This is a genomic window from Winogradskyella sp. (assembly GCF_045105575.1).
Classification (GTDB): domain Bacteria; phylum Bacteroidota; class Bacteroidia; order Flavobacteriales; family Flavobacteriaceae; genus Winogradskyella.
The window spans coordinates 1-26,231 of the sequence record NZ_JBGCDQ010000010.1 but is presented as its reverse complement, the minus strand read 5'-3'; the positions used below and the strand labels follow the sequence as shown (position 1 = coordinate 26,231).

General features: G+C 32.6%; 25 protein-coding genes. 20 read left to right on the top strand and 5 right to left on the bottom strand.

The features are described from left to right. Positions 1-9 precede the first annotated feature (9 nt). The 16 genes from rfbC to AB8B52_RS02490 all read left to right on the top strand — a co-directional run bounded on the left by rfbC (position 10) and on the right by AB8B52_RS02490 (position 17,979). Positions 10-555 carry a dTDP-4-dehydrorhamnose 3,5-epimerase gene (rfbC, locus tag AB8B52_RS02565; RefSeq protein WP_406024936.1) on the top strand — a complete coding sequence of 182 codons (546 nt, stop codon included), beginning with the start codon at positions 10-12 and terminating at the stop codon, positions 553-555. Continuing rightward, positions 552-1,400 (top strand): dTDP-4-dehydrorhamnose reductase, encoded by an 849-nt coding sequence (gene rfbD, locus AB8B52_RS02560; RefSeq protein ID WP_406024934.1) that lies wholly within the window; start codon positions 552-554, stop codon positions 1,398-1,400. Before rfbC ends, rfbD begins: the two co-directional genes overlap by 4 nt. Before the next feature lie 98 nt (positions 1,401-1,498). Beyond that, entirely contained in the window at positions 1,499-2,614 is a 1,116-nt protein-coding gene (gene gmd / locus AB8B52_RS02555; RefSeq protein WP_406024932.1) for a GDP-mannose 4,6-dehydratase, read from the top strand. Positions 2,615-2,617: 3 nt separating this feature from the next. Continuing rightward, positions 2,618-3,673 (top strand): GDP-L-fucose synthase family protein, encoded by a 1,056-nt coding sequence (locus tag AB8B52_RS02550; RefSeq protein ID WP_406024930.1) that lies wholly within the window; start codon positions 2,618-2,620, stop codon positions 3,671-3,673. Positions 3,674-3,839: 166 nt separating this feature from the next. Beyond that, positions 3,840-5,138, top strand: a complete 1,299-nt coding sequence (aepX, locus tag AB8B52_RS02545; RefSeq protein WP_406024928.1) for a phosphoenolpyruvate mutase — start codon at positions 3,840-3,842, stop codon at positions 5,136-5,138. A gap of 8 nt (positions 5,139-5,146) precedes the next feature. Then, positions 5,147-6,271: a phosphonopyruvate decarboxylase gene (aepY, locus tag AB8B52_RS02540; RefSeq protein ID WP_406024926.1), complete on the top strand. Its 1,125-nt coding sequence runs from the start codon at positions 5,147-5,149 to the stop codon at positions 6,269-6,271. Beyond that, complete coding sequence (locus tag AB8B52_RS02535; RefSeq protein WP_406024924.1) at positions 6,268-7,410, top strand: phosphonoacetaldehyde reductase; 1,143 nt, start codon at positions 6,268-6,270, stop codon at positions 7,408-7,410. The genes aepY and AB8B52_RS02535 overlap by 4 nt, the downstream gene beginning before the upstream one ends. A gap of 37 nt (positions 7,411-7,447) precedes the next feature. Beyond that, complete coding sequence (locus AB8B52_RS02530; protein ID WP_406024922.1) at positions 7,448-8,617, top strand: CDP-glycerol glycerophosphotransferase family protein; 1,170 nt, start codon at positions 7,448-7,450, stop codon at positions 8,615-8,617. Then, positions 8,614-9,870, top strand: a complete 1,257-nt coding sequence (locus tag AB8B52_RS02525; RefSeq protein ID WP_406024920.1) for an oligosaccharide flippase family protein — start codon at positions 8,614-8,616, stop codon at positions 9,868-9,870. The genes AB8B52_RS02530 and AB8B52_RS02525 overlap by 4 nt, the downstream gene beginning before the upstream one ends. After that, complete coding sequence (locus AB8B52_RS02520; protein WP_406024918.1) at positions 9,870-11,300, top strand: hypothetical protein; 1,431 nt, start codon at positions 9,870-9,872, stop codon at positions 11,298-11,300. The genes AB8B52_RS02525 and AB8B52_RS02520 overlap by 1 nt, the downstream gene beginning before the upstream one ends. A gap of 322 nt (positions 11,301-11,622) precedes the next feature. Next, positions 11,623-12,528 (top strand): O-antigen ligase family protein, encoded by a 906-nt coding sequence (locus AB8B52_RS02515; protein ID WP_406024916.1) that lies wholly within the window; start codon positions 11,623-11,625, stop codon positions 12,526-12,528. Positions 12,529-12,554: 26 nt separating this feature from the next. Next, on the top strand, positions 12,555-13,637 hold the full coding sequence (locus AB8B52_RS02510; protein WP_406024914.1) for a glycosyltransferase: 1,083 nt from the start codon (positions 12,555-12,557) through the stop codon (positions 13,635-13,637). 98 nt (positions 13,638-13,735) lie between these two features. After that, the gene (locus AB8B52_RS02505; protein ID WP_406024912.1) at positions 13,736-14,698 is read left to right on the top strand and encodes an NAD-dependent epimerase/dehydratase family protein; all 963 of its coding nucleotides are present in this window, start codon (positions 13,736-13,738) and stop codon (positions 14,696-14,698) included. Then, the gene (locus AB8B52_RS02500; RefSeq protein WP_406024910.1) at positions 14,698-15,249 is read left to right on the top strand and encodes a WcaF family extracellular polysaccharide biosynthesis acetyltransferase; all 552 of its coding nucleotides are present in this window, start codon (positions 14,698-14,700) and stop codon (positions 15,247-15,249) included. Before AB8B52_RS02505 ends, AB8B52_RS02500 begins: the two co-directional genes overlap by 1 nt. Next, positions 15,239-16,441, top strand: a complete 1,203-nt coding sequence (locus tag AB8B52_RS02495; protein WP_406024908.1) for a WcaI family glycosyltransferase — start codon at positions 15,239-15,241, stop codon at positions 16,439-16,441. The genes AB8B52_RS02500 and AB8B52_RS02495 overlap by 11 nt, the downstream gene beginning before the upstream one ends. Positions 16,442-16,623: 182 nt before the next feature. After that, positions 16,624-17,979 carry an exopolysaccharide biosynthesis polyprenyl glycosylphosphotransferase gene (locus tag AB8B52_RS02490; protein WP_406024906.1) on the top strand — a complete coding sequence of 452 codons (1,356 nt, stop codon included), beginning with the start codon at positions 16,624-16,626 and terminating at the stop codon, positions 17,977-17,979. Here the strand turns inward: AB8B52_RS02490 and AB8B52_RS02485 are convergent. Together AB8B52_RS02485 and AB8B52_RS02480 are read right to left on the bottom strand one after the other, a co-directional pair. Continuing rightward, positions 17,976-19,136: a glycosyltransferase family 4 protein gene (locus tag AB8B52_RS02485; protein WP_406024904.1), complete on the bottom strand. Its 1,161-nt coding sequence runs from the start codon at positions 19,134-19,136 to the stop codon at positions 17,976-17,978. The genes AB8B52_RS02490 and AB8B52_RS02485 overlap by 4 nt on opposite strands. Positions 19,137-19,143: 7 nt before the next feature. Next, positions 19,144-20,454 (bottom strand): phenylacetate--CoA ligase family protein, encoded by a 1,311-nt coding sequence (locus tag AB8B52_RS02480; RefSeq protein WP_406024902.1) that lies wholly within the window; start codon positions 20,452-20,454, stop codon positions 19,144-19,146. 83 nt (positions 20,455-20,537) lie between these two features. On the opposite strand from AB8B52_RS02480, the gene purD reads away from it, so the two are divergent. After that, entirely contained in the window at positions 20,538-21,809 is a 1,272-nt protein-coding gene (gene purD, locus AB8B52_RS02475; protein ID WP_406024900.1) for a phosphoribosylamine--glycine ligase, read from the top strand. A 13-nt stretch (positions 21,810-21,822) separates the two neighbouring features. Here purD and AB8B52_RS02470 read toward each other — a convergent pair whose 3' ends face one another. Continuing rightward, positions 21,823-22,050: a DUF6341 family protein gene (locus AB8B52_RS02470; protein WP_406024898.1), complete on the bottom strand. Its 228-nt coding sequence runs from the start codon at positions 22,048-22,050 to the stop codon at positions 21,823-21,825. Between the two features lie 124 nt (positions 22,051-22,174). On the opposite strand from AB8B52_RS02470, the gene AB8B52_RS02465 reads away from it, so the two are divergent. Next, positions 22,175-23,092, top strand: coding sequence for a DUF6427 family protein (locus AB8B52_RS02465; RefSeq protein ID WP_406024896.1), 918 nt, complete (start codon positions 22,175-22,177; stop codon positions 23,090-23,092). Here the strand turns inward: AB8B52_RS02465 and upp are convergent. After that, a complete protein-coding gene (gene upp, locus AB8B52_RS02460; RefSeq protein ID WP_406024894.1) occupies positions 23,081-23,740 on the bottom strand; it encodes a uracil phosphoribosyltransferase in 660 nt (219 codons plus the stop codon). The two genes, AB8B52_RS02465 and upp, sit on opposite strands and share 12 nt — an antisense overlap. Before the next feature lie 72 nt (positions 23,741-23,812). Here upp and AB8B52_RS02455 point away from each other — a divergent pair, with 72 nt between their 5' ends. Next, positions 23,813-24,421 carry a DUF4254 domain-containing protein gene (locus AB8B52_RS02455; protein WP_406024892.1) on the top strand — a complete coding sequence of 203 codons (609 nt, stop codon included), beginning with the start codon at positions 23,813-23,815 and terminating at the stop codon, positions 24,419-24,421. Between the two features lie 88 nt (positions 24,422-24,509). Further along, entirely contained in the window at positions 24,510-25,544 is a 1,035-nt protein-coding gene (locus tag AB8B52_RS02450) for a glycosyltransferase family 9 protein (protein WP_406024890.1), read from the top strand. 255 nt (positions 25,545-25,799) lie between these two features. On the opposite strand, the gene AB8B52_RS02445 is transcribed toward AB8B52_RS02450, so the two are convergent. Beyond that, on the bottom strand, positions 25,800-26,231 hold a 432-nt coding region (locus AB8B52_RS02445), incomplete at its 5' end, for a flavin reductase family protein (RefSeq protein ID WP_406024888.1).

Here is a 26,231-nt window from a genome sequence, read left to right as displayed (position 1 = left end):
TAAAATACAATGACCGTAAAAGAAACAAAATTAAAAGGCTGTTTTATAATAGAACCGCAAGTGTTTAAAGACAAGCGAGGTTATTTTGTAGAAAGTTATAATCAAGTCGCTTTTAATAAGGCCTTAGGCTTGGATATTAATTTTGTACAAGACAATGAGTCGCAATCTTCAAAAGGAGTGCTTAGAGGCTTACACTATCAGTTAGGCGAGCATGCTCAGGCCAAGTTAGTAAGGGTTCTAAAAGGCAAGGTTTTAGATGTGGTTGTAGATGTTAGACCAAAGTCTGTAACATTTGGAGAACACTTTTGCGTAGAACTTTCTGAGGCCAATAAAAAACAACTTTTTGTACCAAAAGGTTTTGCCCATGGCTTTCTAGTGCTTCAGGACCATACCATTTTTAGTTATAAATGTGATAATTTTTATAACAAAGCGTCTGAAGCTGGTATTATTTATAATGATAAAGATTTAGATATCGATTGGCAGTTTGCAAAAGAACAACTCATAATTTCGGATAAGGATTTACTGCTTCCTAGTTTTAAGAATGCTGAGTTATGAAAAAAGTTATCGTAATTGGTGCTAATGGACAGTTAGGTAGGAGCGTCAGAGATGTTTTTGATGATGGTATTACCTTTTCTTTTTATTCTAGAGAAGAACTTGATATAATTGACAAAGAGAATCTAAAACAAATTTTTAAAAGCGAAACATTTGATTATTGCGTTAATTGTGCAGCTTACACGAATGTAGAAGGTGCTGAAACAAATTTAGAACAGGCTTTTTTAATTAATGCAGAAGGAGCTAAAAATATTGCTGAGGTCTGTCAGTTGAATGCTGTAAAGCTTATTCATATATCTACAGATTATGTGTTTAATGGCGAAAACAGAGTGCCTTATGATGCCAATGATAGTACAAACCCTATTAATGTCTATGGAGAATCTAAGTTACAAGGCGAACGTTATATACAAGATCAGCTAAATGAGCATTATATTATAAGAACGTCATGGCTATATTCATTACATGGTAAAAACTTCTTAAAAACGATTATTAGTAAACTTGAAGATAATATTTCATTAAATATTACTACCGAAGAAGAGGGTACACCAACGAGTTGTACGGACTTGGCTGCGTTTATTGTACACATTATTAAAACTGACAAGACACCTTTTGGCACCTATCATTTTTCAGCAAATGGCAGTACCACTTGGTATGGTTTTGCTCAAGAAATTGCGAAACATTTAAATTTAGAAACCACCGCTAAAATTAAACCGACTGATGGTTTTAAAACCTTGGCTAAACGCCCAAAATACAGTGTTTTAGATTTAAAGAAAACAGAAGATGTTTATAAAAAACTTAGTTCGTGGGAAACAAGTGTTAGGTTTATGGTGGAGGCCTATAAAGGCTGAGCAAGTTAAACGTCAATATTAGAAAAAAAGCTTTTAAAAGAATTATCTTTATGTTCTATAATTGCATTAGAAAAGTATTGTATTTACAAGATTAAAGAATGAAAAAAACAGCTATAATCACAGGCGTTACAGGGCAAGACGGAGCCTATTTAAGTGAATTTTTGCTTAAAAAAGGTTATATAGTACATGGCCTTAAGCGTAGATCCTCACTTTTTAATACGGCCAGAATAGATCATTTATATCAAGATCCACACGAGGAAGATGTTAATTTTATTTTACACTATTGTGATTTAACAGATAGTACAAATCTCATAAGAATAATTCAAGAAGTTCAGCCAGATGAAATTTATAATTTGGCTGCCATGAGCCATGTTCATGTTTCTTTTGAAATTCCTGAATATACAGCAAATGCGGATGGAATAGGCACGTTAAGAATTCTTGAGGCAGTTAGAATTTTAGGGCTCGAGAAGAAAACAAAAATATACCAAGCGTCTACTTCAGAGTTATATGGAAAAGTACAAGAAGTTCCACAGACCGAAACGACACCATTTTACCCTAGAAGTCCTTATGCAGTGGCTAAAATGTACGCCTATTGGATTACAGTAAATTACCGAGAAGCTTATGGAATATATGCGTGTAATGGTATTTTATTTAACCACGAGTCACCAATAAGAGGTGAAACTTTTGTGACAAGAAAAATAACAAGAGCAACCTCTAAAATTGCTCTTGGTCTACAGGATAAAATTTACTTAGGAAACTTAGATGCTCGGCGAGATTGGGGACACGCCAAAGATTATATAAGAATGATGTGGATGATTCTTCAAGCGGATGAGCCAGAAGATTGGGTTATTGCAACAGGAAAAACAACAACTGTAAGAGATTTTGTAAAAATGTCTTTTGCACATGTTGGAATTGAATTAGAATTTGAAGGTGAAGGCTCTAGCGAAAAAGGTTTCGTAAAAGCATGCAATAATCCTGAATTTGAAATTGAAATAGGCAAAGAAGTGGTTGCCGTAGATGAAAAGTATTTTAGACCAACAGAAGTTGACCTTTTAATTGGAGATGCTACAAAAGCCAGAGAGAAATTAGGATGGATACCAGAATACGATTTACCAGCTTTAGTAGAAGATATGATGACTAGTGATATAGAATTGATGCAAAAGCAACAGTATTTAAAGGATGGCGGTTATAGAATTAAGAATTATTTTGAGTAAGAGATGAATAAAAACTCTAAGATATATATTGCAGGACATAGAGGTTTGGTTGGTAGTGCTATATTAGAGAATCTTGAACTTAAAGGTTACTCTAATATTATTACAAGAACACATAAACAATTAGATTTAAGCAATCAGATTGAAGTTGCAAGTTTCTTTAATCTAGAAAAACCCGAATTTGTCATATTAGCTGCAGCAAAAGTGGGAGGCATTATAGCCAATAATATTTATAGAGCAGATTTTATTTATGAAAATATGATGATTCAGAATAACGTGATTCATCAGAGTTATTTAAGTGGAGTTAAAAAACTTCTGTTTTTAGGAAGCACCTGTATTTATCCAAAAAATTGTCCGCAACCTATGAAAGAGGATTATTTGCTAACCGATACTTTAGAATATACTAATGAGCCTTATGCTATTGCTAAAATTGCGGGAATAAAAATGTGCGAGAGCTATAATCTACAATATGGCACCAACTTTATTTCAGTGATGCCAACTAATTTGTATGGTCCAAACGATAATTTCGATTTAGAGAAATCACACGTTTTACCTGCACTAATTAGAAAAATTCATTTAGCTCAGCTTCTTAATGAAGAAAATTATGAAGCAGTTCTAAAAGATACTGGTTTTAATACCATTGAAGAGGCTAAAACTTATTTGTTGTCTTTTGGAGTATCCTATAAAAGTGTAGAAATTTGGGGAACAGGGAAACCGAAACGCGAATTTTTATGGTCTAAAGACATGGCAGATGCCTGCGTGTTTTTAATGGAAAACAGAGATTTTAAAGACACCTTTACAAAAGACCAAAAAGAAGTAAGAAATACACATATTAACATAGGAACAGGAAAGGATATTTCCATAGCAGAACTTGCTGAAACTATAAAAACCATTATTGGTTTTAAAGGAGACCTCGTTTTTAATAGTGACAAACCAGACGGTACCATGCGAAAACTGACCGATGTATCTAAATTGACTGGTTTAGGTTGGAAGTATAAAGTAGAGCTAGAGGAAGGGATAAGTAAAATATATGATTGGTATTTAACAACCAATAAAGTTTAAAACACCTTTTGTAAAGGTGGCTAAATAAACCCAATTTCTACAAAGTTTAATCAACCACAAAGTATAGTTTGTAATATTGTGCCTATTTTTGTCAAAATTTTGAATAAAAAGTCTATCAGGCTAAATATAAAATTTAGAATAAGACAAATAATTTAAAGAATAGATAATGAGTAAAGTTTATGTAGGAATGAGTGCGGATTTAATACATCCTGGACATTTAAATATTCTAAATGAAGCTGCTAAATTAGGAGAGGTTACTGTTGGCCTTTTAACAGATAAAGCAATAGCAAGTTATAAGAGACTTCCTTATTTAGAATATGATCAAAGAAAGATTGTATTAGAAAACTTAAAGGCCGTTCATAAAGTTATTCCTCAAGAAACCTTGGACTATCGTCCTAATCTTAATCAAGAAAAACCGGATTTCGTTGTTCATGGCGATGATTGGAAAGAAGGAGTACAAAAACAAACAAGACAACAAGTTATAGATACTTTAGAAACTTGGGGAGGAAAATTAGTAGAAGTTCCGTACACAAAAGGAATATCTAGTACACAACTTAATAATGCCTTAAAAGAGATTGGAACAACTCCAGATATTAGAAGAGCAAGATTAAGACGTTTAATAGAGTCTAAAGAAATCGTTAGAATCATTGAAGCACATAATGGTTTAACAGGATTAATTGCTGAGCAGATTACTGTAGATATAAATGGTCAAAAAAGAGAATTCGATGGCATGTGGGCAAGTAGCTTAACAGATTCAACTTCTATGGGGAAACCAGATATTGAAGCTGTTGACATTACTTCTAGAACTAATAATATTAATAATTTAGTTGAGGTCACCACAAAACCCATCATTTTTGATGGTGATACAGGAGGAAAAATAGAACATTTTGTGTTCACGGTAAGAACATTGGAAAGACTAGGTGTATCTGCCGTTATTATTGAAGATAAAATAGGATTAAAGAAGAACTCGCTTTTTGGCACAGACGTACAACAATATCAAGATACCATAGAAAATTTCTCAAAGAAAATTCAGGCAGGGAGAAATGCAAGAGTAACCAAAGATTTTATGGTTATTGCACGTGTGGAAAGTCTTATTCTCAAAGCAGGAATGGAAGATGCTTTAGCTAGGGCAAAGGCTTATATTGAAGCTGGTGCAGATGGTATTATGATTCATTCTAAAGAAACATCTCCTGATGAAATATTAGAGTTTTGTTCAAAATATAATGAATTTTCTAAAAAAGCACCTTTAATTGCGGTGCCTTCAAGTTACAATACCATAACAGAGGATGAGTTGGCTACAGCAGGAGTAAACGTTGTTATTTATGCAAATCAGCTATTAAGAAGCGCATATCCAGCGATGGTAGAAACAGCGAAGTCTATTCTTACACATAAACGGTCTTATGAATCTAGAGATAATTGTATTTCTATTAAAGAAATACTTGAATTAATTCCTGGAACTAAATAAGAAACATAATGATTAATACAGCATCATTTTATAACGCTCTTACTTCTAGAGGAATCGATTTTTTTACAGGCGTTCCAGATTCCTTATTAAAAGATATTTGTGCTTATATTTCTGATAATGCTCCAGAAGACAGACACATTATTGCGGCAAATGAAGGAGCTTCTGTAGGCTTGGCTGTAGGTAATTATTTAGCAAGTGGAAGACCTGCTTTGGTTTACATGCAAAACTCAGGATTTGGCAATACGGTTAATCCACTTTTGTCCATAGCTGATGATGATGTATATAGCGTTCCAATGTTATTGTTAATTGGCTGGAGAGGTGAACCAGGGAAAAAAGACGAACCGCAGCACGTTAAGCAAGGAAGGGTTAGTGAAGATTTATTAAAAACTATGGAAATTCCATATTTGGTTTTAGATGAAAGTACTAATATCGAAGCGACTCTAGATGAAGCATTAAAAGTAGCCATTTCAGAGAAAAAGCCGTTTGCATTATTAGTTAGAAAAAATGCATTCGAAAAATATAAACTTTTAAAAGATACCACATCATCTTTCGCATTAGATAGAGAAGGAGCCGTTAAGTTAATTATAGATCAATTACAAGATGACGATATTGTTGTTTCTACAACAGGAAAAACATCTCGAGAAGTTTTTGAATACCGTGAAGAACTTGGTCAAACCCATGAAAAAGATTTTTTAACTGTAGGTGCCATGGGACACACCTCATCAATCGCTTTAGGAATTGCTATTGAAAAAAAAGACAGGAATGTGTTTTGTTTTGATGGTGACGGATCTGTTATTATGCATATGGGAAGTCTAGCGATTAATGGAATGATGAAAGATGTTAATAATTTTAAACATATCATTATTAACAATGGTGCTCATGACTCTGTGGGAGGACAGCCAACAGTAGGTTTTGATATTGATTTTTCAAAAATAGCAGAAGGCTGTGGTTACACTTTAGTGGCTTCTGCATCCGAAATTGATGATATTAAAGAAAAGATAGCTAGTATGGCTGCTCATAAAGGTAGAGCCTTATTAGAAATTAAAGTCAATAAAGGAGCTAGAGAAAACCTAGGAAGGCCAACAACAACGCCTAAAGAAAATAAAACAGCTTTTAAAACATTTCTAAAATGAGTCAGAAGGTTTTAGAACAAATATCTAGTGATGATTTAAAAAATCTTTTTAGTGAACATTCAACTAAAAAGATTTTTCTAGTTACAGGAAAAGGGTCTTATGTGAAATCAGGAGCTCAAAATTATATCGAATCTTCTTTAGAAGGATATGAATATGTTAGATTTTCGGATTTTGAACAAAACCCAAAACTCGAAGATGCATTAAGGGGTTTAGAGCTAATTAAAGCATCTCAATGCGATATGGTTTTGGCTATTGGTGGAGGAAGTGTCATCGATATGGCTAAGCTTATTAATATTTTTTTAGCAAACGAACATATTGACGGTTTAGAGATTGTACAGAACTCAAAGCTCATAACAAAAAAAGGATATTATTTTATTGCTATACCAACTACTGCAGGCACTGGAAGTGAAGCCACACATTTTGCTGTAGTTTACCATAATAATAAAAAATATTCTGTTGCCCACCCATTTGTGTTACCAGATGTTGTAGGTTTAAATTCTGAATTTACGTTTTCACAATCACCATATTTAACGGCATGTTCGGGTTTAGATGCTTTATCTCAAGCCATAGAGTCTTATTGGAGTACAGGAGCTAACGAAGAATCGAAGGGTTACGCCAAGCAAGCAATAACATTACTATTAGAACATTTAGAACCATGTGTTTTATCTCCTTCTTCAGCTCATAGAACTGCCGTAATGCAAGGAGCTTATTTGGCAGGAAAAGCAATTAATATATCAAAAACAACAGTAGCCCACGCGATGTCATATGCTTTTACAACCTATTTTTCTATTCCACATGGACATGCTGTGTTTTTAACTTTACCACAATTTTTAATTGAAAATTATAAGGTTTCAGATGCGAAGATTAATGACATCAGAGGTAACATGTATGTAAAAAACACCATGCTTGAACTCTATAAAATACTAAATGTTAATTCGCCTTTAGAAGCTTTTCATTTATTATTAAATTTAACACATACTATCCGTATAGAAACATCGTTTAAAACATTAGGTATAGGGATTTCAGACTTAGATATCATTTTAGATAGTGTAAATTTGGAACGATTAAAAAACAACCCTATAGATTTTAGTAAAGCCGAACTTAAGAGTATACTTCTTAACTGTTTTAATCAAGAATAGTTTTAAAAAGTGAACCTCAAGTTTTGCTTGTAAATAGATGAAAACTTATATTATAAATCTACTCATTAAATTCATACATTTCTGCTGTCCTAAAAAAGGCACTAGAATTGTATATTCTAGTTTTCCTGATGTTGCAGATAACAGTTTTGCTTTATTTGTTTATGTTTTAAATCAACACCCTAAGTATGAAAATATATGGCTAGTAAGCAGTCTGAAAGATGAATTAAAATTACGCGCTTTAATCAACACATACAGCAATTCAACTAACTATAAGTTAGTTAAAAAAATGTCTATTACAGGTTTTTATTATTACTTCACTTCTAAATTTGTTTTTTACACACACGGACTTTTTAATGCGTTTCCATTGTCGTCTAAACAAACAGTGGTTAATCTTTGGCATGGCATGCCATTAAAAGTGATAGGATTGTTAGACGGAAAAAGCACGTTTCTAAAATCAGATTATGTGATTGCTACTTCAACGTTATTTCAAAATATTATGTCGAGAGCGTGCGGTGTAAAAACAGAAAATGTGCTTGTTACTGGCCAGCCAAGAAATGAGTTTCTTTTAAATCCAAAAACAACTTTAAATACATTATTTGCACATAAAGATGCGCAAAATAGGCAAACCGTTTTATGGATGCCAACCTATAGGAAATCTGATTTTGGTGAGGTTAGGGAGGATGGAGATTCTTTTAATGATGACTTAATGTCTGAGCAGCGTTTAGATCTGTTAAATACCTTCTTAGTGAAAGCTGAAGCTAATTGCTTTATAAAGCTTCATCCTATGGATATTAATAAGAAAGACAGCTTTAAAATTTACTCAAATTTAGTTTTTTTAGATAATGATTCATTTAATGAGTCTAATATTAACATGTATTCTTGTTTTGCTTGTGTTGATGTGCTGCTAACGGACTATTCTTCTATTTATATGGATTTATTAATTTTGAATAAACCTGTAGGTTTTGTGATTTCAGATTTTAAATCTTACCAAGAAACACGCGGTTTTACCTTAGAAAATCCTTTAGATTATATGCCAGGAGAGATTATTTATACACACAAGGATTTATTAAGTTTTCTGAATAAATCTTTAGTGCTTAAAAAGGACGATTTTTCAGAGGCGCGTTTAAAAACGAATAAAGAATTTAACGAAGTTTATAAAAATTCTTCCGAACGTATTTTTAATAAGGTTATTTTTGGTGATACATGAATTTCTTAAAAAATAAAGATTACCGAATAATCGCAGAGAACTTTTCTTACTTAAGTGTATTAAAAGTTTTTAATATCGGTTTTAAATTTATTCTGGTGGCTTACTTGGTTAGAGTTTTGGGTACAGAGCTTTATGGTCTTCTCACTTGGTCAGATTCGATTATTCAGTTTTTTTTAATGTTCATTAATTTTGGTTTTAATGTATATGCCGCAAAGTATATCGTAGACCATAGAGATGATAAAACGATTATCAATGAGGTCGTATCCTCTATTTATATTATTAAATTTTTACTTTTTATAGCCTCATTTTTAATTCTCCTAATTACAGCAGTTTTAGATCCGATTGCTGAAAATCTAGGATTATTATATCTTATGCTTATTATGGGAATTGGAGAAGTGTTATTTCCTATATGGTTCTTTCAAGGTATAGAAAAACTAAAATTAGCCACCATAATTGTTTTCATTTCGAGATTGTTTATTGTAATAACTACGTTTTTGTTTGTAAACGAACCAGATGATATTTTTCTCTATGTTGGTTTAATCGTTATCTCTAATCTTATTATGGGTCTTTTGGGCATTTATACTATAAAAAGATATTATGATATTAGTTTTTATTTGGTAAAGTTTAAAACACTTTTAGTATATTTTAATGCAGCATTAATGTTCTTTTTTGGGCGTTTTTTGTCGTTAGTTTTTAATTATGGTACTATTTTTTTAATTGGAATATACGCCACTTTAGAAGATGTTACTGGTTTTGATATTGCGGCTAAAATTGTGTTGTTGGCCGTCATTCCTTTTGAGATGCTACAACAGGCGGTTTTCCCCACAATTTCAAGAACTTTAGATAAAAAATTATTAACTAAGTTAGTGTTTTTTAGTCTCGGAGTTGGTTTGCTTTTCATGGTTGTTATTCAGTTGTTTTCGTCAGAATTATTGCTTCTGTTTGGTGGAGAGGAATTACTTCAATATGCAGATACTTTAATGTTTTTGAGTTTATTAACGCCTCTGATCTCTGTGACATTTATACTTGGCAGTTGTGGTTTAGTAGCGTTTGGATTTTTTAAAGAGTATAATTTTTCATTACTATTTTCGTCTATTGTTTATCTTATAGCTGTATTATTTCTATATTTATTCGAAGAAATTACGTTTTGGAACTTAATTTATTTGAGGGTGTTTTCAGACTTTGTGCTCGTATCTGTAAGGGCATTTTACACGATTAAACGAAAAGTTTTATTTCAACAAAATATTGTATAATGAGAGGCAGAGCTTTATTCTTACTAGTTTATTTTCCTGTTTTCTTACCTCTCCTTATTTTTACACAAGTACCATTGGTACTTAAAATATTATTTACGCTTAATTTTGCCGTCTTATTTATAATGAGTGCGGTATATCTTTTTAAAGACAAAAGATACGCTCCTATTTTAGCAGCTTTTATAGTTTTTAATTTTCTGTTTTTTATAATGGCACCAATGCTTCAGATTCATGATGTTTTTGCATCGGACAATCTAAAAATGATTACAAAGCTGGTTTACAAAGAGCATTTAATGGTTAAAACCAATATTTTTATATTGATTTTTAACGTTGTCTTTTTTGTGGCATATCAATATTTTCTTTCTAAAAAAATCACTTTCAAAGCATATCAACCAGATAAATATTTGCCTGTACACATCTTTATTTTATTTGGCGTTTGCATTTTAATCCTAGTTTTGAATCTGGAATATCTTCAAACAGAATATTTTGAGCATAACTATGTGGTTAGCGATCTGTCTAAATCAGCGTTGTTAGTTAAAGAAAAAATTATCTTAATGATACCGTTTCCGGTTTTATTGTTGAGCATTTACTATTTAAAAAATTGTAAAAAGAAAAGCTATAATTATTACATTATTATCGTCTTGTCGGTATTACTTGTAATAGTACTGTTAGCTATTAAGAACCCATTAACCGAAAAACGAAATGCTTTGGGCCCTATTTATTTAACCATTATGTTTTTCATTGTTCCTAAATTGCTCAATACAAATTTCAAGGTCTTGATGTTTTTGTTTTTTTCAATGATTTTGATATTTCCAACAATATCATTAATAACACATTCAGGATATTCATTAGAGAGGCTAGCAAAAAAACCAGAGCTACTGTTAGACCAATTAAAAAACCACGGTATCGTAAATACCTTCACAACATTGAATTATGATGCCTTTATAAATTTTGCTGCTACAATTGAATATGCTGAAGGAGATGGTCTAACTTACGGCGAGCAGTTGTCTGGCGGAGTGTTTTTCTTCGTTCCTAGAAAAATATGGACAAACAAACCTATTTCCTCAGGTGAATTTGTAGGTGAATATCTTAAGCGCGAATATGGTAACTCAAAAAGCTTTACAAATCTTTCTAATCCATATGTATCAGAAGGTTATATTAATTTTGGCCTTTTTGGGGTTATTATTTTTGCTATTCTTTTAGCATATGGGTTTCACTTAATGGTGGTATGGATTAATGGATTTAACCCACTAAAAATAGCTGCTGCATTCTATGCATCTATGCACATGATATTTTTTTTAAGAGGAGACTTTACTAATGGTTTTGCATTTTTAATGGCAACATTTTTAGTACTTCTTGTGTTCCCTAATTTATACTTTAAATTTTTTAAGGCTTCATTAAAAAAAACGAAACCAGATGCCAAGTCAATCTAAAATTGCAAGGGGATTATTAAATTTTTTCTTAGTTCTTAATAGCGCTATCATTTTAGTGCCAGATAAGCTAAAAGGAGCTATGGTGATTGGTCTTTTGGTGAGCTGTATTTTTTATTATCTCATTAAAAAATCTAATAAAAAATTTGAGTTTAGACTGTTCTTATTAAGTATCAGTTTTTTTCTAATTCTACTATTAAGCATTTCATATTCGGAAGACACGAGTTATGCCTTTAGAAAGCTGGAGTATAGTCTTTCGCTCTTCGCTTATCCGCTTGCTTTTGTACTAATCTATAATTGCCATCAAGGCATTGACAAACAATTGATGAATGTCTTAAAATGGGTGTTTGTCATTTCATTGTCTTTCTTTTTACTTACCACTTTCACATATTTTTTCCTAACTGAGCCATTTTACACCTTCAAAAGCACAATTGTTCACTACCATACTTTAATAGATTTAAGGATTAAAGGCTACGAAATACATTCCATTTACCTATCCATGTATATTGGTGTTGGCATCATATTTTTACTTGATATTATCGCTAAAACTAATCGTTCTAAAAGAGTTTATGGTTTAATTTTAATCGTTTTACTTTTTATATTTTTTGCGGTTTTAAACAAAAGAGGGCCAGTAATATCATTAGGAATGATTGGTGTAGTCTTTATTATAAAAAGCAAGTTTAAAGGTAAGTTAGCGTGGTCTATAGTCGCTCTTTCCATTATGTTTGTTATAACGTTAATAAGTATACCTAAGTTTAATAACGTAAATCGATTCAAAGAGTTAATAGATATCCAAGGTTTAAAAGCTAACCCTAACTCTTCTACTGCCTTAAGGTTAACTATTTACGATTGTGCTTTACAGCAAGCCGCTAAAGCACCAATTTTTGGTTATGGTTGGGGAGATGTAAAAGGAATTTTAATTGAATGCTACAGAGAAGAAAATCAAAACCTATTATTAAAAAACTATAATTCGCACAATCAATTTTTAAGTATGCTTTTAGCCACAGGAGTAATTGGGTTGCTGATATTCCTTTTATACTTTTATTATATTCTTAAATTTTCTAATAAAAACAAAAATCAAGTATTGTTTTTTCTATTATTGTATTTTGCCTTTAATATGCTGTCAGAAAATATTCTTGAACGCGAAGACGGAGTGATATTCTTTTCTTTTTTTGTTAATTTATTTCTTTTTAATTCTGAAGTTAAATTAAACGATATACAAGAAAAGTAAAACAATTATAAAGTAGCCTCTTAATAATGAATATAGTACATGTATTAGAAGACTTTTCCTTTCAAAGTGGAGGCATAAGAACTGTTGTGTTAGATCTTCATACGAGACTACTTAATGCTGATATTAACTCTAAAATACTTACTACAAGAACGGAAGCAAATGATGACGTTATAAAGGTTGAAGGGGATGAAACACCTTGGCGTTTTTCAAAAAATATAAAGCGTACATTAAAAGAGCTACATTCAAAAAATGAAATTGATGTCGTTCATATTCATGGTGTGTGGATGTTTCCACAATACGCTGCTGCTAAGTTTGCAAAACAACAGAACATTCCATTTTTAATCACTTGCCATGGCATGTATGAGCCTTGGTTGTGGTCGCAAGGCACTCTGAAGAAAAAACTCTATTTTAATCTTATTGTAAAAAATGCATTTTCTAAAGCTAATTATTTACATGTCATTACGTCTAACGAAGCAAATAAAATAAATGAGATATTTCCTCAAACACCCATTATAGAAATACCTAATTTAATAGATTCTAGATTAGCAATAAGTGAAATATATAGCAGTAAAGAGAAATACATTCTTTATGTTGGTAGGTTAGACCCTAAAAAAGGAATAGATCTTTTAATAAAGGCTTTCGCAGAAATAAGCCCTAAAGACTTTAAGCTTAAAATAGCTGGAAATTTCAATGCCTATAAAGGAGAATTAGAGACCTTAGTTAAATCACTTAAACTCGAAGAAAAAGTTCAATTTTTAGGTTTAATTACGGGTCCAGAGAAAATAGAACTCTTCAAAAATGCCTTTGTTTTTGTAGCGCCTTCTCATTCTGAAGTTGTGGGAATGGTTAATTTAGAAGCTGCCATATATAAAACGCCTGTTATAACAACATTTCAAACAGGCTTAAATGAAGCTTGGTCTAGTAATGGCGGAATTCTAGTTGATCCAAATGTAACAGATCTTAAACTTGCATTAAAAAAGGCGATTAGTTGGACGATTGATGAGAGAAACGAATATGGAACCAAACTGTTTAACTTTGTAATAAAAGAGTATTCATGGCAAAACCGATTTAAAGATTGGTTAAAACTCTATCAAAGCCTGAAAAAATAGAGGGTTCTAAACCTCTTTCATAAATAGCTTTACAGTTTTTTAGTTTTGCTATTAAATAAACAAAGTATAGTTTTATCTTTAGCCATTATTTTGAGCTAATGAAGAGAAGAATATTAGTTACTGGTGGTTCAGGTTTTATAGGCACTAACCTTATTGAGTATTACAATGACCAGTATGAGGTCTTAAACCTTGATATAGCAAAACCAAGAAACCTATCTCACAGCATTTATTGGAAAAATGCAGATATTTTAGATGAACAAAAAATTATTAAGATATTTAGTGACTTTAAGCCTCATTATGTCTTTCACATGGCTGCCAGAACCGATTTAGACGGTAAAACACTTCAAGATTATGAGGCTAATACTAAAGGTGTAGAACACATTATAGCAGCTGTAAATAGTACAAAGTCAATTGAAAAAGTCATTTTTGCATCGAGTAGGTTAGTTTGCGAGATAGGATATAATCCAAAAGACGAATTTGATTATAAACCTTCAACCATTTATGGAGAAAGTAAAATAATAGGTGAGAAAATTGTTAGAGATTCAAAAGAGTTAAATAATAATTGGATTTTGGTAAGACCAACGTCACTTTGGGGACCTTGGTTTGATGTGCCTTACAAGAACTTTTTCGACACTATAAAGCGCAAAGTTTATGTTCACCCTAAAGGAAAAAATATTTACAAAAAATTTGGGTTTGTCGGTAACTGTGTTCATATTTTAGATAAGTTACTTTTAGATACGAAACTAAATACTCAAACTGTTTATCTTTCAGACTTTAAAACATTGGAAGTAAAACAGTGGGCAGATTTAATTTCAAATAAGTTTCATGGGCAAAGTGTTAAATCCGTACCTTTATTTGTTTTAAATATATTGGCATTATCTGGAGATTTACTCAAATTAGTAGGTTATAAATCACCTCCAATTACGTCATTTAGGTTAGATAATATTATGACTAATATGGATTATGATACGACCAAAGTAGAAGAAGTTGTTGGAGAGTTACCATACACTTTAGAGGAGGGAACTGCAATAACTTACAATTGGTATAAAGCGCATAATTAATGTATCAAAATTTAAAAGAATTTACAGTTCCTTCGGATTTTCGCGGCAGATCTAAAGTTGTTGTTCAATTGTGGTGGATTGTTGAAAAAACGATATTTGCATGGTCTCCACAGTTTTTTTATGGCTGGAGACGATTTCTGTTGAGATCATTTGGTGCTAAAATAGGAAAGAAAGTACTGATAAGGCCTTCAGCAAAATTTACGTATCCTTGGAAAATTTCAATTGGTGATTATACTTGGATTGGTGAAGATTGTACGCTATACAGTCTCGGAAATATAACTATCGGGAAACACGTTGCGGTTGCACATGGTGTCTATTTTAATACTGGTTTGCACGATTATACTAAAGCGAGTTTTGATATTGACAATAAAGCTATAATAATTAAAGATGAGGCTTGGATAACCAATGATGTTTACATTGCGCCTGGTGTGGAGATCGGCAAAGGCTGTGTTATTGGAGCAAGAAGTAATGTCTTTAAAAACATGCCAGAAGGATTTATTTGTTACGGAAATCCTGCAAATGCTATAAAAAAGCGACAGATTGAAGACTAACATCACCTTCATCAGCCTCAACTACGCGCCAGAAGACTCTGCTATTGGTCTGTATTCCACGCAATGGGTAGCCTTCTTAAGAGAAGCTGGTTACAATGTTACTGTCGTTACAGCATTTCCATACTATCCAAAATGGGAAATCTCTAAAGATTACCAACAAAAAACGACATTTTTAAAGGAAGAGTTAAACGGAACCACAGTTTTAAGATACAAGCAGTATGTTCCTAAAAAACCTTCATTTTTAAAACGAATTATTCATCTTTCAGATTTTACATTAGGGTCGTTTTTCAACCTCTTCAAAATAAAGGAATGTGATTTGGTGATTTCTGTAGTGCCTTTTACAACCTCTGTTTTTTTAGGATACATTCAAAAAAAACGTTTTAAAGCAAAATTGTGGATGCACATCCAAGATTTTGAGTTTGATGCTGCGTTGCAAACAGGTGTAGGCAAAAATAAGAACATTATTTTCGCTATACTTTTCAAATTAGAAAAGTGGTTGTTCTCTAAAGCGGATCTTTCAAGCACTATTAGTCATAGCATGTTGAATAGACTTTCAGAGAAAACAGAATCTCAACAGTTTTTTTTACCAAACTGGATAGATAATGAGAAAATCAATCCAGAAACTTCTAAAACACATCATTATCTACAATCCAAAAAAATTAAAATTTTGTATTCTGGTAATATTGGAGACAAACAAGACTGGGAGGCTTTTATTCAGTTTTGTAAAGATCTAAATCAAAATAAATATGAAATTGTTATTGTTGGTGATGGTTCTAAGAAAGAATGGATTAGTAATGAAATTAAATCTTTTGATAACGTTAATTATTATCCACCAGTTCCTTTTGAAGAGTTATCAGATTTATTATGTAGTGCCGATGTTCATATTTTGTTTCAAAAACCAGAAGTTATAGACACGGTAATGCCATCTAAGGTTTTAGGCATGATGGCAAGCGGTAAACCCTCTATAATTATTGGCAATGAAAAATCTGAAGTTAAATCTATTTTTGATGCTTCTGGTGCAGGGTTATATTTCACAAAATACAGCACAGCAGTAGTTAACAGTTTAAAAACTATTACAAAAGACGAGCAAGAACTGAAATTACAAGGCGCACAAGCGAGGAACTATATTATTGAAAACTTTTCTAAAGATAAAATTCTATCTCAAATGTTAAGTCAGTTGAAAAAGCTTTAAAAGCTTAAAAATGGCAGATTCTTAAAAGTACATCTTCTGTTGTTACTCTTTTTTTCGGTAAAATTTTAAATAACATTGTATATATTAAGTTTTTATTCTAACTTTCAATTAGTAAAATCATTCACTTATAAAACCAATAAACTCAGGAAAAAAGCTACTTTTGTTAACTATTTTTAATCGATTTGAGTTTATTTAAACACGGAAGGTATTCAGGGTATTTAAGGCCTATCTCATACATTATTGATTTAACAATCATTAATGGTGTAGCTATATTCTATTTGCTTAACGGAAAAGATCTTATCGTTTTTTCTGCTATAATATCCATAAGTTGGATTTTATTATCTGTTTACTCACAGTTCTACGAAGTTTACAGATATACAAGACCTATCAACATTCTATCGCTTATTGTAAAGCAATTTATTTTATTTTTATTATTAGTTTTCGCGTTTTCAGGTTTGTATCATGAGCTTGATATTTACCCGAAACCAACTTTAAAATATGCTTTATTATGCTTTCTGTTTATCACAATTTTTAAATTCACTATTTATTATTTACTGCAGAAGTATAGAACTTCCTTTGGAGGTAATTTTAGATCTACCGTTATTTTAGGCTTAAATAAGAAAACGATAGCACTAGACAGTTTTTTTAACAAAAACCCAGAATACGGCTATTCTCATAAAAAAACCTTCAACTTTAAAACAAAAGAACACACACTAGAGGATTGCTTCAAGTATGTGCTAGATGAAGGTATTGACGAGATTTACTGTTCTATTTCAGAGTTGAGCAACTCACAAATTGCAAATATTGTAGACTTTGCAGATAACAACCTAAAGATTTTAAAGTTTATACCAGATAGTAAAGAGATTTATGCCAAAAAACTACGTTACGAGTATTACGATTACATTCCTGTTCTAACTCTACGAAATATTCCGTTAGAGGATTCCGTAAATACCTTTATAAAGCGCGGTTTTGATATTTTATTTTCTAGTATGGTGATTGTCTTTATATTGTCGTGGTTAACACCGATCTTGGCTATTTTAATTAAATTAGAATCGAGGGGCACGGTATTTTTTAAACAGTCGCGCAACGGTTTTAATTATAAGGAGTTCGATTGTTATAAGTTTCGGTCAATGATGCCAAATGAAGATGCACATCTATACCAAGCTACACGCGGAGACGAGCGTGTCACCAAAGTCGGTAAATTTATTAGAAAGACCAGTATCGACGAATTACCGCAATTTTTCAATGTCCTTTTTGGAGATATGTCTGTCGTAGGTCCAAGACCACATATGGTGAGTCACACTACGATGTACGCAAAAAAAATAGACAAATTTATGGTGAGGCATTTTGTAAAACCAGGTATTACAGGTTTAGCTCAAACCAGTGGATTTAGAGGTGAAGTGGAATCTGATAAAGATATTATTGGTCGTGTGAAATTAGATATATTTTATATTGAAAACTGGTCGTTACTTTTAGATATAAAAATTATCATACAAACCTTTATCAATGCTGTAAAAGGAGATGATAAGGCTTATTAGAGTACTTTTTTAAGCGTTTCCAACTGTTTCTTAAAATCAAACTCATGTTTTGCTGTGTTTTGAATGGCGGCTTTTAACGTGACATTTAAATCACTTAGTTTAATACCAGCCAAAACTTCATTTAAGTGCTTGTAATCGCTTTCTTTCGCAATCCAGCCTAGGTTATGGTCTTTAATAACGTGCTCACCTTCACCACCTCCAAAATAGAGCATAGGCAAGCCTAATTTTGCATATTCAAATATTTTTGAAGGCACCGAGCCATAAATTCTATTTAATAATGGAATAATAGTGATATCATATTTTAAAAGTACTTGGTGTAGTTCAGCCCTATCGAGCCTACCATGAAAATAAAGTGGTAAGTCTTTTTGAGATTCAATTAAGGTTTTAATCACTTCTTCTTCTGCACCAGAACCATAAATATGAAATTCAATAGTGTCATAATTTAGTTCATTACAGAGTCTATAAATGCCTTGTGCGACGCCTAAAAGTCCAGCATAAACTAGTTTTATTTTACCCTTGTCTGAATTGGTTGTGGTGAACTTCGGAATTTCAATCTCCGGAAAATTTCTATAAAGAAAAAGCTGAGGTTGTGCAGTAATCGTTGTAATATGTGTAAGAATCTCGTTGCTTTGTCCTAAAATGAGATCAGCTTTTTTATAGTTAAAAGCTTCTAGTTTTTTAAGAAGATTATAGGCAAAACCTTCTCTTAAAGCACCTAATTCTAATCCTGCACTTGGCCACAAATCACTGACGTTAAGTATTAATTTTCTTTTTTTAGATCTTAAAAAGAGCATACAAGTAAAGGACACTAAAAGTGGTGGAGATTGCACAATCACTTTATCCGGAATTTTATGCCACATAAAAAACCAAATCAAACTAAAACTATAAGACAGCATGGCAAATAAGCGTAAAAACTTGTTTTTAGAAATAGAGGCATAAATCCATAAACGATGAATAGTAATACCATGGTCTTCGGTGTTAGAGCTAAATTTCCTTTTGTAGGCCTCAAAAATTTTACCAGTTGGGTAATTAGGAAGCGGAGTAACTACACTAACATCATAGTCGTTTTTTAAACCTTCGGCCAAATGATAAATACGATTAGAAGCTGCACCAATCTCTGGCGGAAAATAACTCGTTATAATTAGTAATGGCTTCACTAAATTTTTAATTTATATAGGATGTAAATTGTTTTAACTTACCAGAGACTGAGCGTTTAAGTTGCTCTAAGCGTTCAAAGTTAATGGTAATATCAGGTTCTAAATAACGGATCACTTCATTTTTAATCGTTTCTTTTTCTGTTTCAGACAGTACTTTTTTACTTACGTAGCTAATTTTAAAGGTGTCTAAACGCATTTGTTCCACAACAAATTCAGAGACATTACCATCATTTTCAATCACACTTTTAGTGATGTAATAAAATGCGAGTCCAGCTGCTTTTTTACCGCTAGGCAATACAACAATATCGTTTGTTCTACCAGTCAGTTTTTTAAGAATGGGAGTCTTCGTTGTGCTGGTTTTAGATAAAACACCAATATCACCAATGTCGTAGCGTATAAAAGGATGGGCTTTATTATACAAGGATGTAATCACAATTCGTCCTTCTTCACCATAGGGTAAAACACGATTATCATCATCTAAAATTTCAACATAAAGCGTTTCACTATTCACTTGCCAATCACCTGTGGTATTCTCAAATGCAATAAGGTCGAGTTCCGATGCACCATATTCGTTAATAACAGGAAGTCCAAATTGGCTTTCAAGCAATAATTTGTCGTCATCGAATAACATTTCAGAAGTGACGATACAAGCCTTCAGACTTGGGCAAACCGATTTTAATACCACATTTTTACGCTTCAAAAATTTAGCAAATTGTACAATGGAACTCGTGTAACCATTTATATAATCAAAACGTGTTGTTTTAAATTTAGCTAGCGTGTTTTCAAACGCAGCATCACTCAAATCAAATACCGAAAACCGAAATCGGTTACTAAAATAGTCTTTTAAACGTTCTTTGTAATACCCTTTTTTGTCCAAAGGAATACCATAAAACCGTGCTTGTTTAGAGTGGTTAAAGTCAATACCATACCACCCAAAACGATTCATTATTTCGGCCCAAGTTAGGGCATGGCATTCTTTATCTTTTGCAAAAATAAAGGGATCACCAGAGCTGCCAGAGGTTTTATTAACATAGACATCTTTAGTCGTAAATTCGTCGCTTAAGCGCTGCGCTAAAGGTTGTTGTAAATGACGCTTAGTCATAATCGGTAGCGCATCCCAAGGATTGGTGTCTGCTGATATTCCGAAACTTTTATAAAAAGGATTGTGCGTTAAGTGGTAAGCGACAATAGCGTTTCGTTGTTGGGTAACGTAGGCTTCAAATTTAGCATCTGTTTTATCTTGAATTTTAGCCAATGCAATTTTAGCTTTGTCTATATCAAAGCCATTTATTTTTAATGAAAAATCAAATAATCGCAAGCCGTTTTTACCTTTAAGGTTTCTGTAAAATAATTGCTTTTTAAGTTGAAAACCAATTATTTTTGTTCAAAGAAATTTTAAACATGAATATTTTAGTACTTGGCTCAGGAGGAAGAGAACACACATTTGCATGGAAACTAGCGCAAAGTAGCCGTTGTATGGCACTTTTTGTAGCGCCAGGAAATTCGGGAACTCAAGCCATTGCCACTAATTTAAATATTGGAGTCACAGATTTTAAAGCGATTAAATCGGCTGTTTTAGAACATCATATCGATTTAGTTGTTGTTGGGCCAGAAGATCCTTTGGTACAAGGTATTCACGATTTCTTTTTAGAAGATGATTCTTTAAAAAATGTGTCAGTTATTGGACCTCAAAAAGCAGCTGCAGAACTTGAGGGTAGTAAGGAATTTGCAAAAGAATTTATGATGCGTCATAACATTCCCACAGCGGCTTACCAGAGTTTCACAAAAGCGAATGTAGAAGATGGCTATAATTTTTTAGAAACTTTAAAACCACCATATGTTTTAAAAGCCGACGGTTTAGCCGCAGGTAAAGGGGTTTTAATTCTTAATGATTTAAAAGAAGCGAAAGCCGAATTAAAAAGTATGCTTGTAGATGCTAAATTTGGTGAAGCAAGTACCAAAGTTGTAATCGAAGAATTTTTAGACGGTATCGAGTTGAGTTGTTTTGTGTTAACTGATGGAAAAGATTATAAAATTCTACCAACGGCAAAAGATTATAAGCGCATTGGAGAAGGTGACACGGGTTTAAATACAGGAGGAATGGGAGCTATTTCACCAGTACCTTTTGCAACCCAAGCATTTTTAGATAAAATTGAAAATGAAGTAGTAAAGCCTACGGTTGAAGGTTTACAAAAAGACAACCTACCTTATGTTGGCTTTATTTTCATTGGTTTAATTAAAGTCGGTGATGACCCTAAAGTGATTGAGTATAACGTAAGAATGGGAGATCCTGAAACCGAAGTTGTTTTACCAAGATTAAAAACGGATTTAGTGACAGTTTTTGAAGCCATGGCAAATCAAACCTTAGCGCAAGTTGAGATTGAAATTGACGAACGTGCAGCAACAACGGTAATGTTAGTGTCTGGTGGTTATCCTGAAGCTTATGAAAAAGGAAAAGAAATTTTTGGTTTAGAAACCATTGCGGATTCAATAGTGTTTCATGCTGGAGCCATTGAAAAAGAAGGTAAAGTGGTGACGTCTGGTGGTCGTGTTATGGCGATTACTTCGTTTGGAGATACGTATCAAGAGGCCATAAAAAAATCTTACCAAAGCATAAATAAATTATGTTTTGATAAGATGAATTATCGTAAGGATATTGGTTTCGATTTATAAACCAAAAACGAAATTATAGATAAGAGTGTGAAGAAATACTCTTGTCTTCTTCGCCATTATCATTGTACTTTTTCAGTTGTAGCATCCAATACACAAACGCTACAAAGCCAATAGTCATAAAAAACCATGACATTATGTTTGCAGAAAACCAGTTTTCTAACTCCATTGCTCTAAGCGCATCAAAAGGTGCAAATAACACATCTACAAATAAATCTCGAATTCCGTTGAAGAAATCTTTCATAACTTTATAAATTTACACCAATTCTAATTTCGAATTGGGATTGAAAAGCAAAAATACAAAAAGAGTTTTAAACTGTCAGAAAAGTACAGTTTAAAATTTAAGAGATGTTTTAAGCAATCGTTATATGATTACAAGTATTTTTAGTAAATCTAAGCCTATAAACTTTGTAATTATAGCAGTTTATATTACCCTACTTTTTCTAATCACAAATTACACTGCTCTTTTTTCTAATTTTAGTAGTGCTTTAGTAACCATTCCCAAATGGCTAATTACGGTCTTTTTGGTTTTTTTACTCGATTTTATTGTTTCAAAAAACAACCTTACACAAAGAAACAGTTATGCTATTATGACCTTCGGTTTGCTTTTTGGTATGTTTCCAGAAGCAATGACGCACTTCGATTTATTATGCGCTAATTTGTTTGTAATATTAGCATTAAGACGTTTAATAAGCCTTCATTCTAAACTTAGTGTTAAAAAGAAATTGTTTGATGCTGCTTTTTGGATTGCTGTAGCCACGCTATTTTATTTTTGGGCAATTCTCTTCTTCGCGCTAGTTATAGTGGCTTTAATATATCATGCTCAAAATGATTTTAAAAATATTATTGTTCCGTTTGCTGGTATTATAACGGTATTTATTTTTCTATTGATATATAACGTTATTGTACATGATGTATTTTTGAGATCGTCTGATTTTAGTCGGTATTCAAGTTTAGATTATACAGCTTATAATACTAAAGAAAGTATCCTGAAATTCACAGTATTATTCACCGCATTGATTTGGAGCCTAATTTACTATTTTAGAACCTTACCAGACAAGAACAAAAAGTTGAAACCGTCCTATTTTATTATAGCTTGGGCTTCAATTATTGCTGTTTTGGTCGCTATTATTGCACCCTTAAAAAATGGAAGTGAATACCTCTTTTTGTTTGCTCCGTTTTCAATAATCATGGGACGCTATATTGAAGTGATTACAGAACGTTGGTTTAAAGAAGTATTTATTGCGCTTTTAATTGTGACACCTATGGTGAGCTTACTGCTGTAACTTATTACCAAAAGCTAAATCTCCAGCATCTCCTAAACCAGGAATAATATAACCTTTGTCATTAAGATTGGCATCCACAGCAGCAATCCAGAGGTGTACATCAGTACCAAATTCTTTAGAAATGTAATCGATACCAGGCTGCGCGCCAATAATACTAACCAAATGAATGTCTTTTGGTGTGCCAAAGGGTTTTAAAGCTTCAAAAGTAGCCACCATAGATTGTCCTGTGGCCAGCATAGGATCTGCTAAAATCAAGGTTTTGCCTTCCAAACTCGGACATGCTAAATATTCTACTACAATTTCAAAGGTTTCAGGATTATGTTTGTGTTGTCTGTAGGCTGATATAAAGGCATTTTCAGCAGCATCAAAGTAATTGAGTAAACCATTATGAAGTGGCACTCCTGCTCTTAAAATAGAACATAACACAATATCATTTTTATGCAAAACGGTTTCAGAATGGCCTAAAGGAGTTTCAATAGTATGAGCATCAAATTGAAGTGACTTACTCAACTCATAACCCATGATTTCACCAATACGTTCTACGTTTCTACGAAAGCGCATACTATCTTTTTGAACCGTTTTATCGCGTAATTCGGCCATAAACGAATTTAAAATTGAAGGAGTCTTTGAGAGGTTGTGAATTTGCATATAATGGAAATTAGTTCGGTCGTTAAAGTTAATAATTCCTGCTATATTTGTAACTACTAAATTTGTATCATTATGTTTTCACAAAAGGCAAACGCTATTTTTCAAGAGGTTATTAAGACGTATAAAGTTTTAAACACCGTAGATCAACCATTTACAAACAAGTACGATAAAAACGATGATCTCATAGCACATTTGTTATACAGAAAATCTTGGATCGATACGGTACAATGGGCTTACGAAGATATTATTAGAGATCCAAACATAGATCCTGTGGCGGCTTTAAAGTTGAAACGAATGATTGATGCATCTAACCAAGATAGAACAGATACGGTTGAATATATTGATAGCTATTTCTTAGATAAATATAAAGACGTCACTGTAAAATCGGATGCTAAAATTAATTCTGAAAGTCCGGCTTGGGCAATCGATCGTTTATCAATTTTAGCATTGAAAATTTACCACATGCATTTAGAAACTGTTAGAGAAGATGCTAGTGATGCACATAAAGCGGCTTGCCTAAAGAAATTAGATGTTTTATTAGAACAACGTGTAGATTTAAGCACTGCCATAGACGATATGCTTACTGATATCGCGAACGGAGATAAGTACATGAAAGTGTACAAGCAAATGAAAATGTATAATGATGATGAATTAAACCCTGTTTTGCGAGGGCAGAAGTAACATTCCTGCGCAGGCAGGAATCTCATTTTAGTTTATTTTGAGTAACAAGGACCGAGCAGGTTTCTAAAACCTGGCAGGTCTATTACAAATGCCAAAACCCAACCACATACTAGTCATCAGATTTTCTGCCATGGGAGACGTGGCGATGACGGTTCCTGTTTTAAGAGCACTCACAACACAACATCCCGAATTACAAATTACAGTCGTTACCAGAGCCTTTTTTAAACCTTTTTTTCAAGATTTAGAAAATGTACAAGTTTATGAAGCCGATCTAAAAGGCAAACACAAAGGCGTTTTAGGACTTTATAAATTAGCTAGACAACTAAAAGGACTTCGCTTTGATACTGTTGCAGATTTACACAATGTATTACGAAGTAACATTCTAAAATTTTTCTTCCTAGGGAAAAAGGTGGTGCAACTAGATAAAGGCAGAGCCGAAAAGAAGGCACTAACTTCAGGTCAATCTTTTCACCAATTAAAAACAACACACCAACGTTATGCAGATGTGTTTGAAGCTTTGGGTTATGCGATAGATTTATCCAATTCGATATTCTCAAAACCAAAACCGTTAACTGAACTTCTTGACGAGTTCATTTCAAATCAACACTTCAAAACCATAGGCATTGCACCTTTTGCAGCACACCAAAGTAAAATGTATCCATTAGACCAAATGGAAGAGGTCATCTCAAGACTTTCAAAAGATTATAACGTAGTTTTATTTGGTGGAGGCACTAAGGAAATACCTGTTTTAAATCAGTTTGAAGCTAAATACAAAAACGTTAAATCCGTAGCAGGAAAATTAAATTTAGAAGATGAATTGGTGCTCATTTCAAACTTAGATCTCATGTTGTCTATGGATTCTGGAAATGCGCATATTGCAGCGATGTTAGGCAAAAAAGTAATCACTATTTGGGGAGTGACGCATCCTTTTGCTGGTTTTGCGCCTTTCAATCAACCTAAAGATTATGCACTTGTTGCAGATAAAGATAAATTTCCACTAATTCCGACTTCGGTTTATGGAAATAAATTTCCTGAAGGTTATGAGAATGCTGCTGGAAGTATATCTATCGAAGAAGTTATTCAAAAAGTCAATTCGGTTATACCTGCAAGTGCAGGAATCTAAAACGCCTTCCAAAACTCTAAATTTTTAATGTGTAATAGTTTTAAATTTATGGTTAGCATATATTAAAGTTGCATCATTACTTAAAGCAACTAGTTTTCTTATTTTTTTGATTAAATGTCGACATACTCATAATCTTGTAGATAAGATATTTTTCTGACCATCAACCAATATAAATAATCTTTAGTTCTGACATTTTAACTATTAGAAGATGCGAATTTTATTCCCTTCCTTCTGGGAAGGGTTAGGGATGGGCTATTAAACATCATCATAATCAACCACCACTGTTTCAGAAACAGGATGCGCTTGGCAAGTCAGAATCAAACCTTCGGCAACTTCACCATCGGTTAAAATATTGTTTTGTCGCATTGTGGCTTCACCTTCGGTAACTTTGGCAATACAGCTACTACAAATACCACCTTGACAAGAATATGGTGCATCAACATCTTGTTTTAGTGCTGCATCCAAAATAGAAACGTCTTGAGACATTTCAAACTCAAATTCTTCATCATCAACAATAACTTTAAGTTGTGATTTTCCATCACCAACTTCGCTTGACGAATCAGTCGTTTCTGTTGGCGCTGTAAATAATTCGAAGAAAATTTTCTTCTCTTTAATATTGTTTTCAATCAGTACATCTTTAACAGTGTGTATCATTTGTTCTGGACCGCAAATGTAAAAGCTATCGAT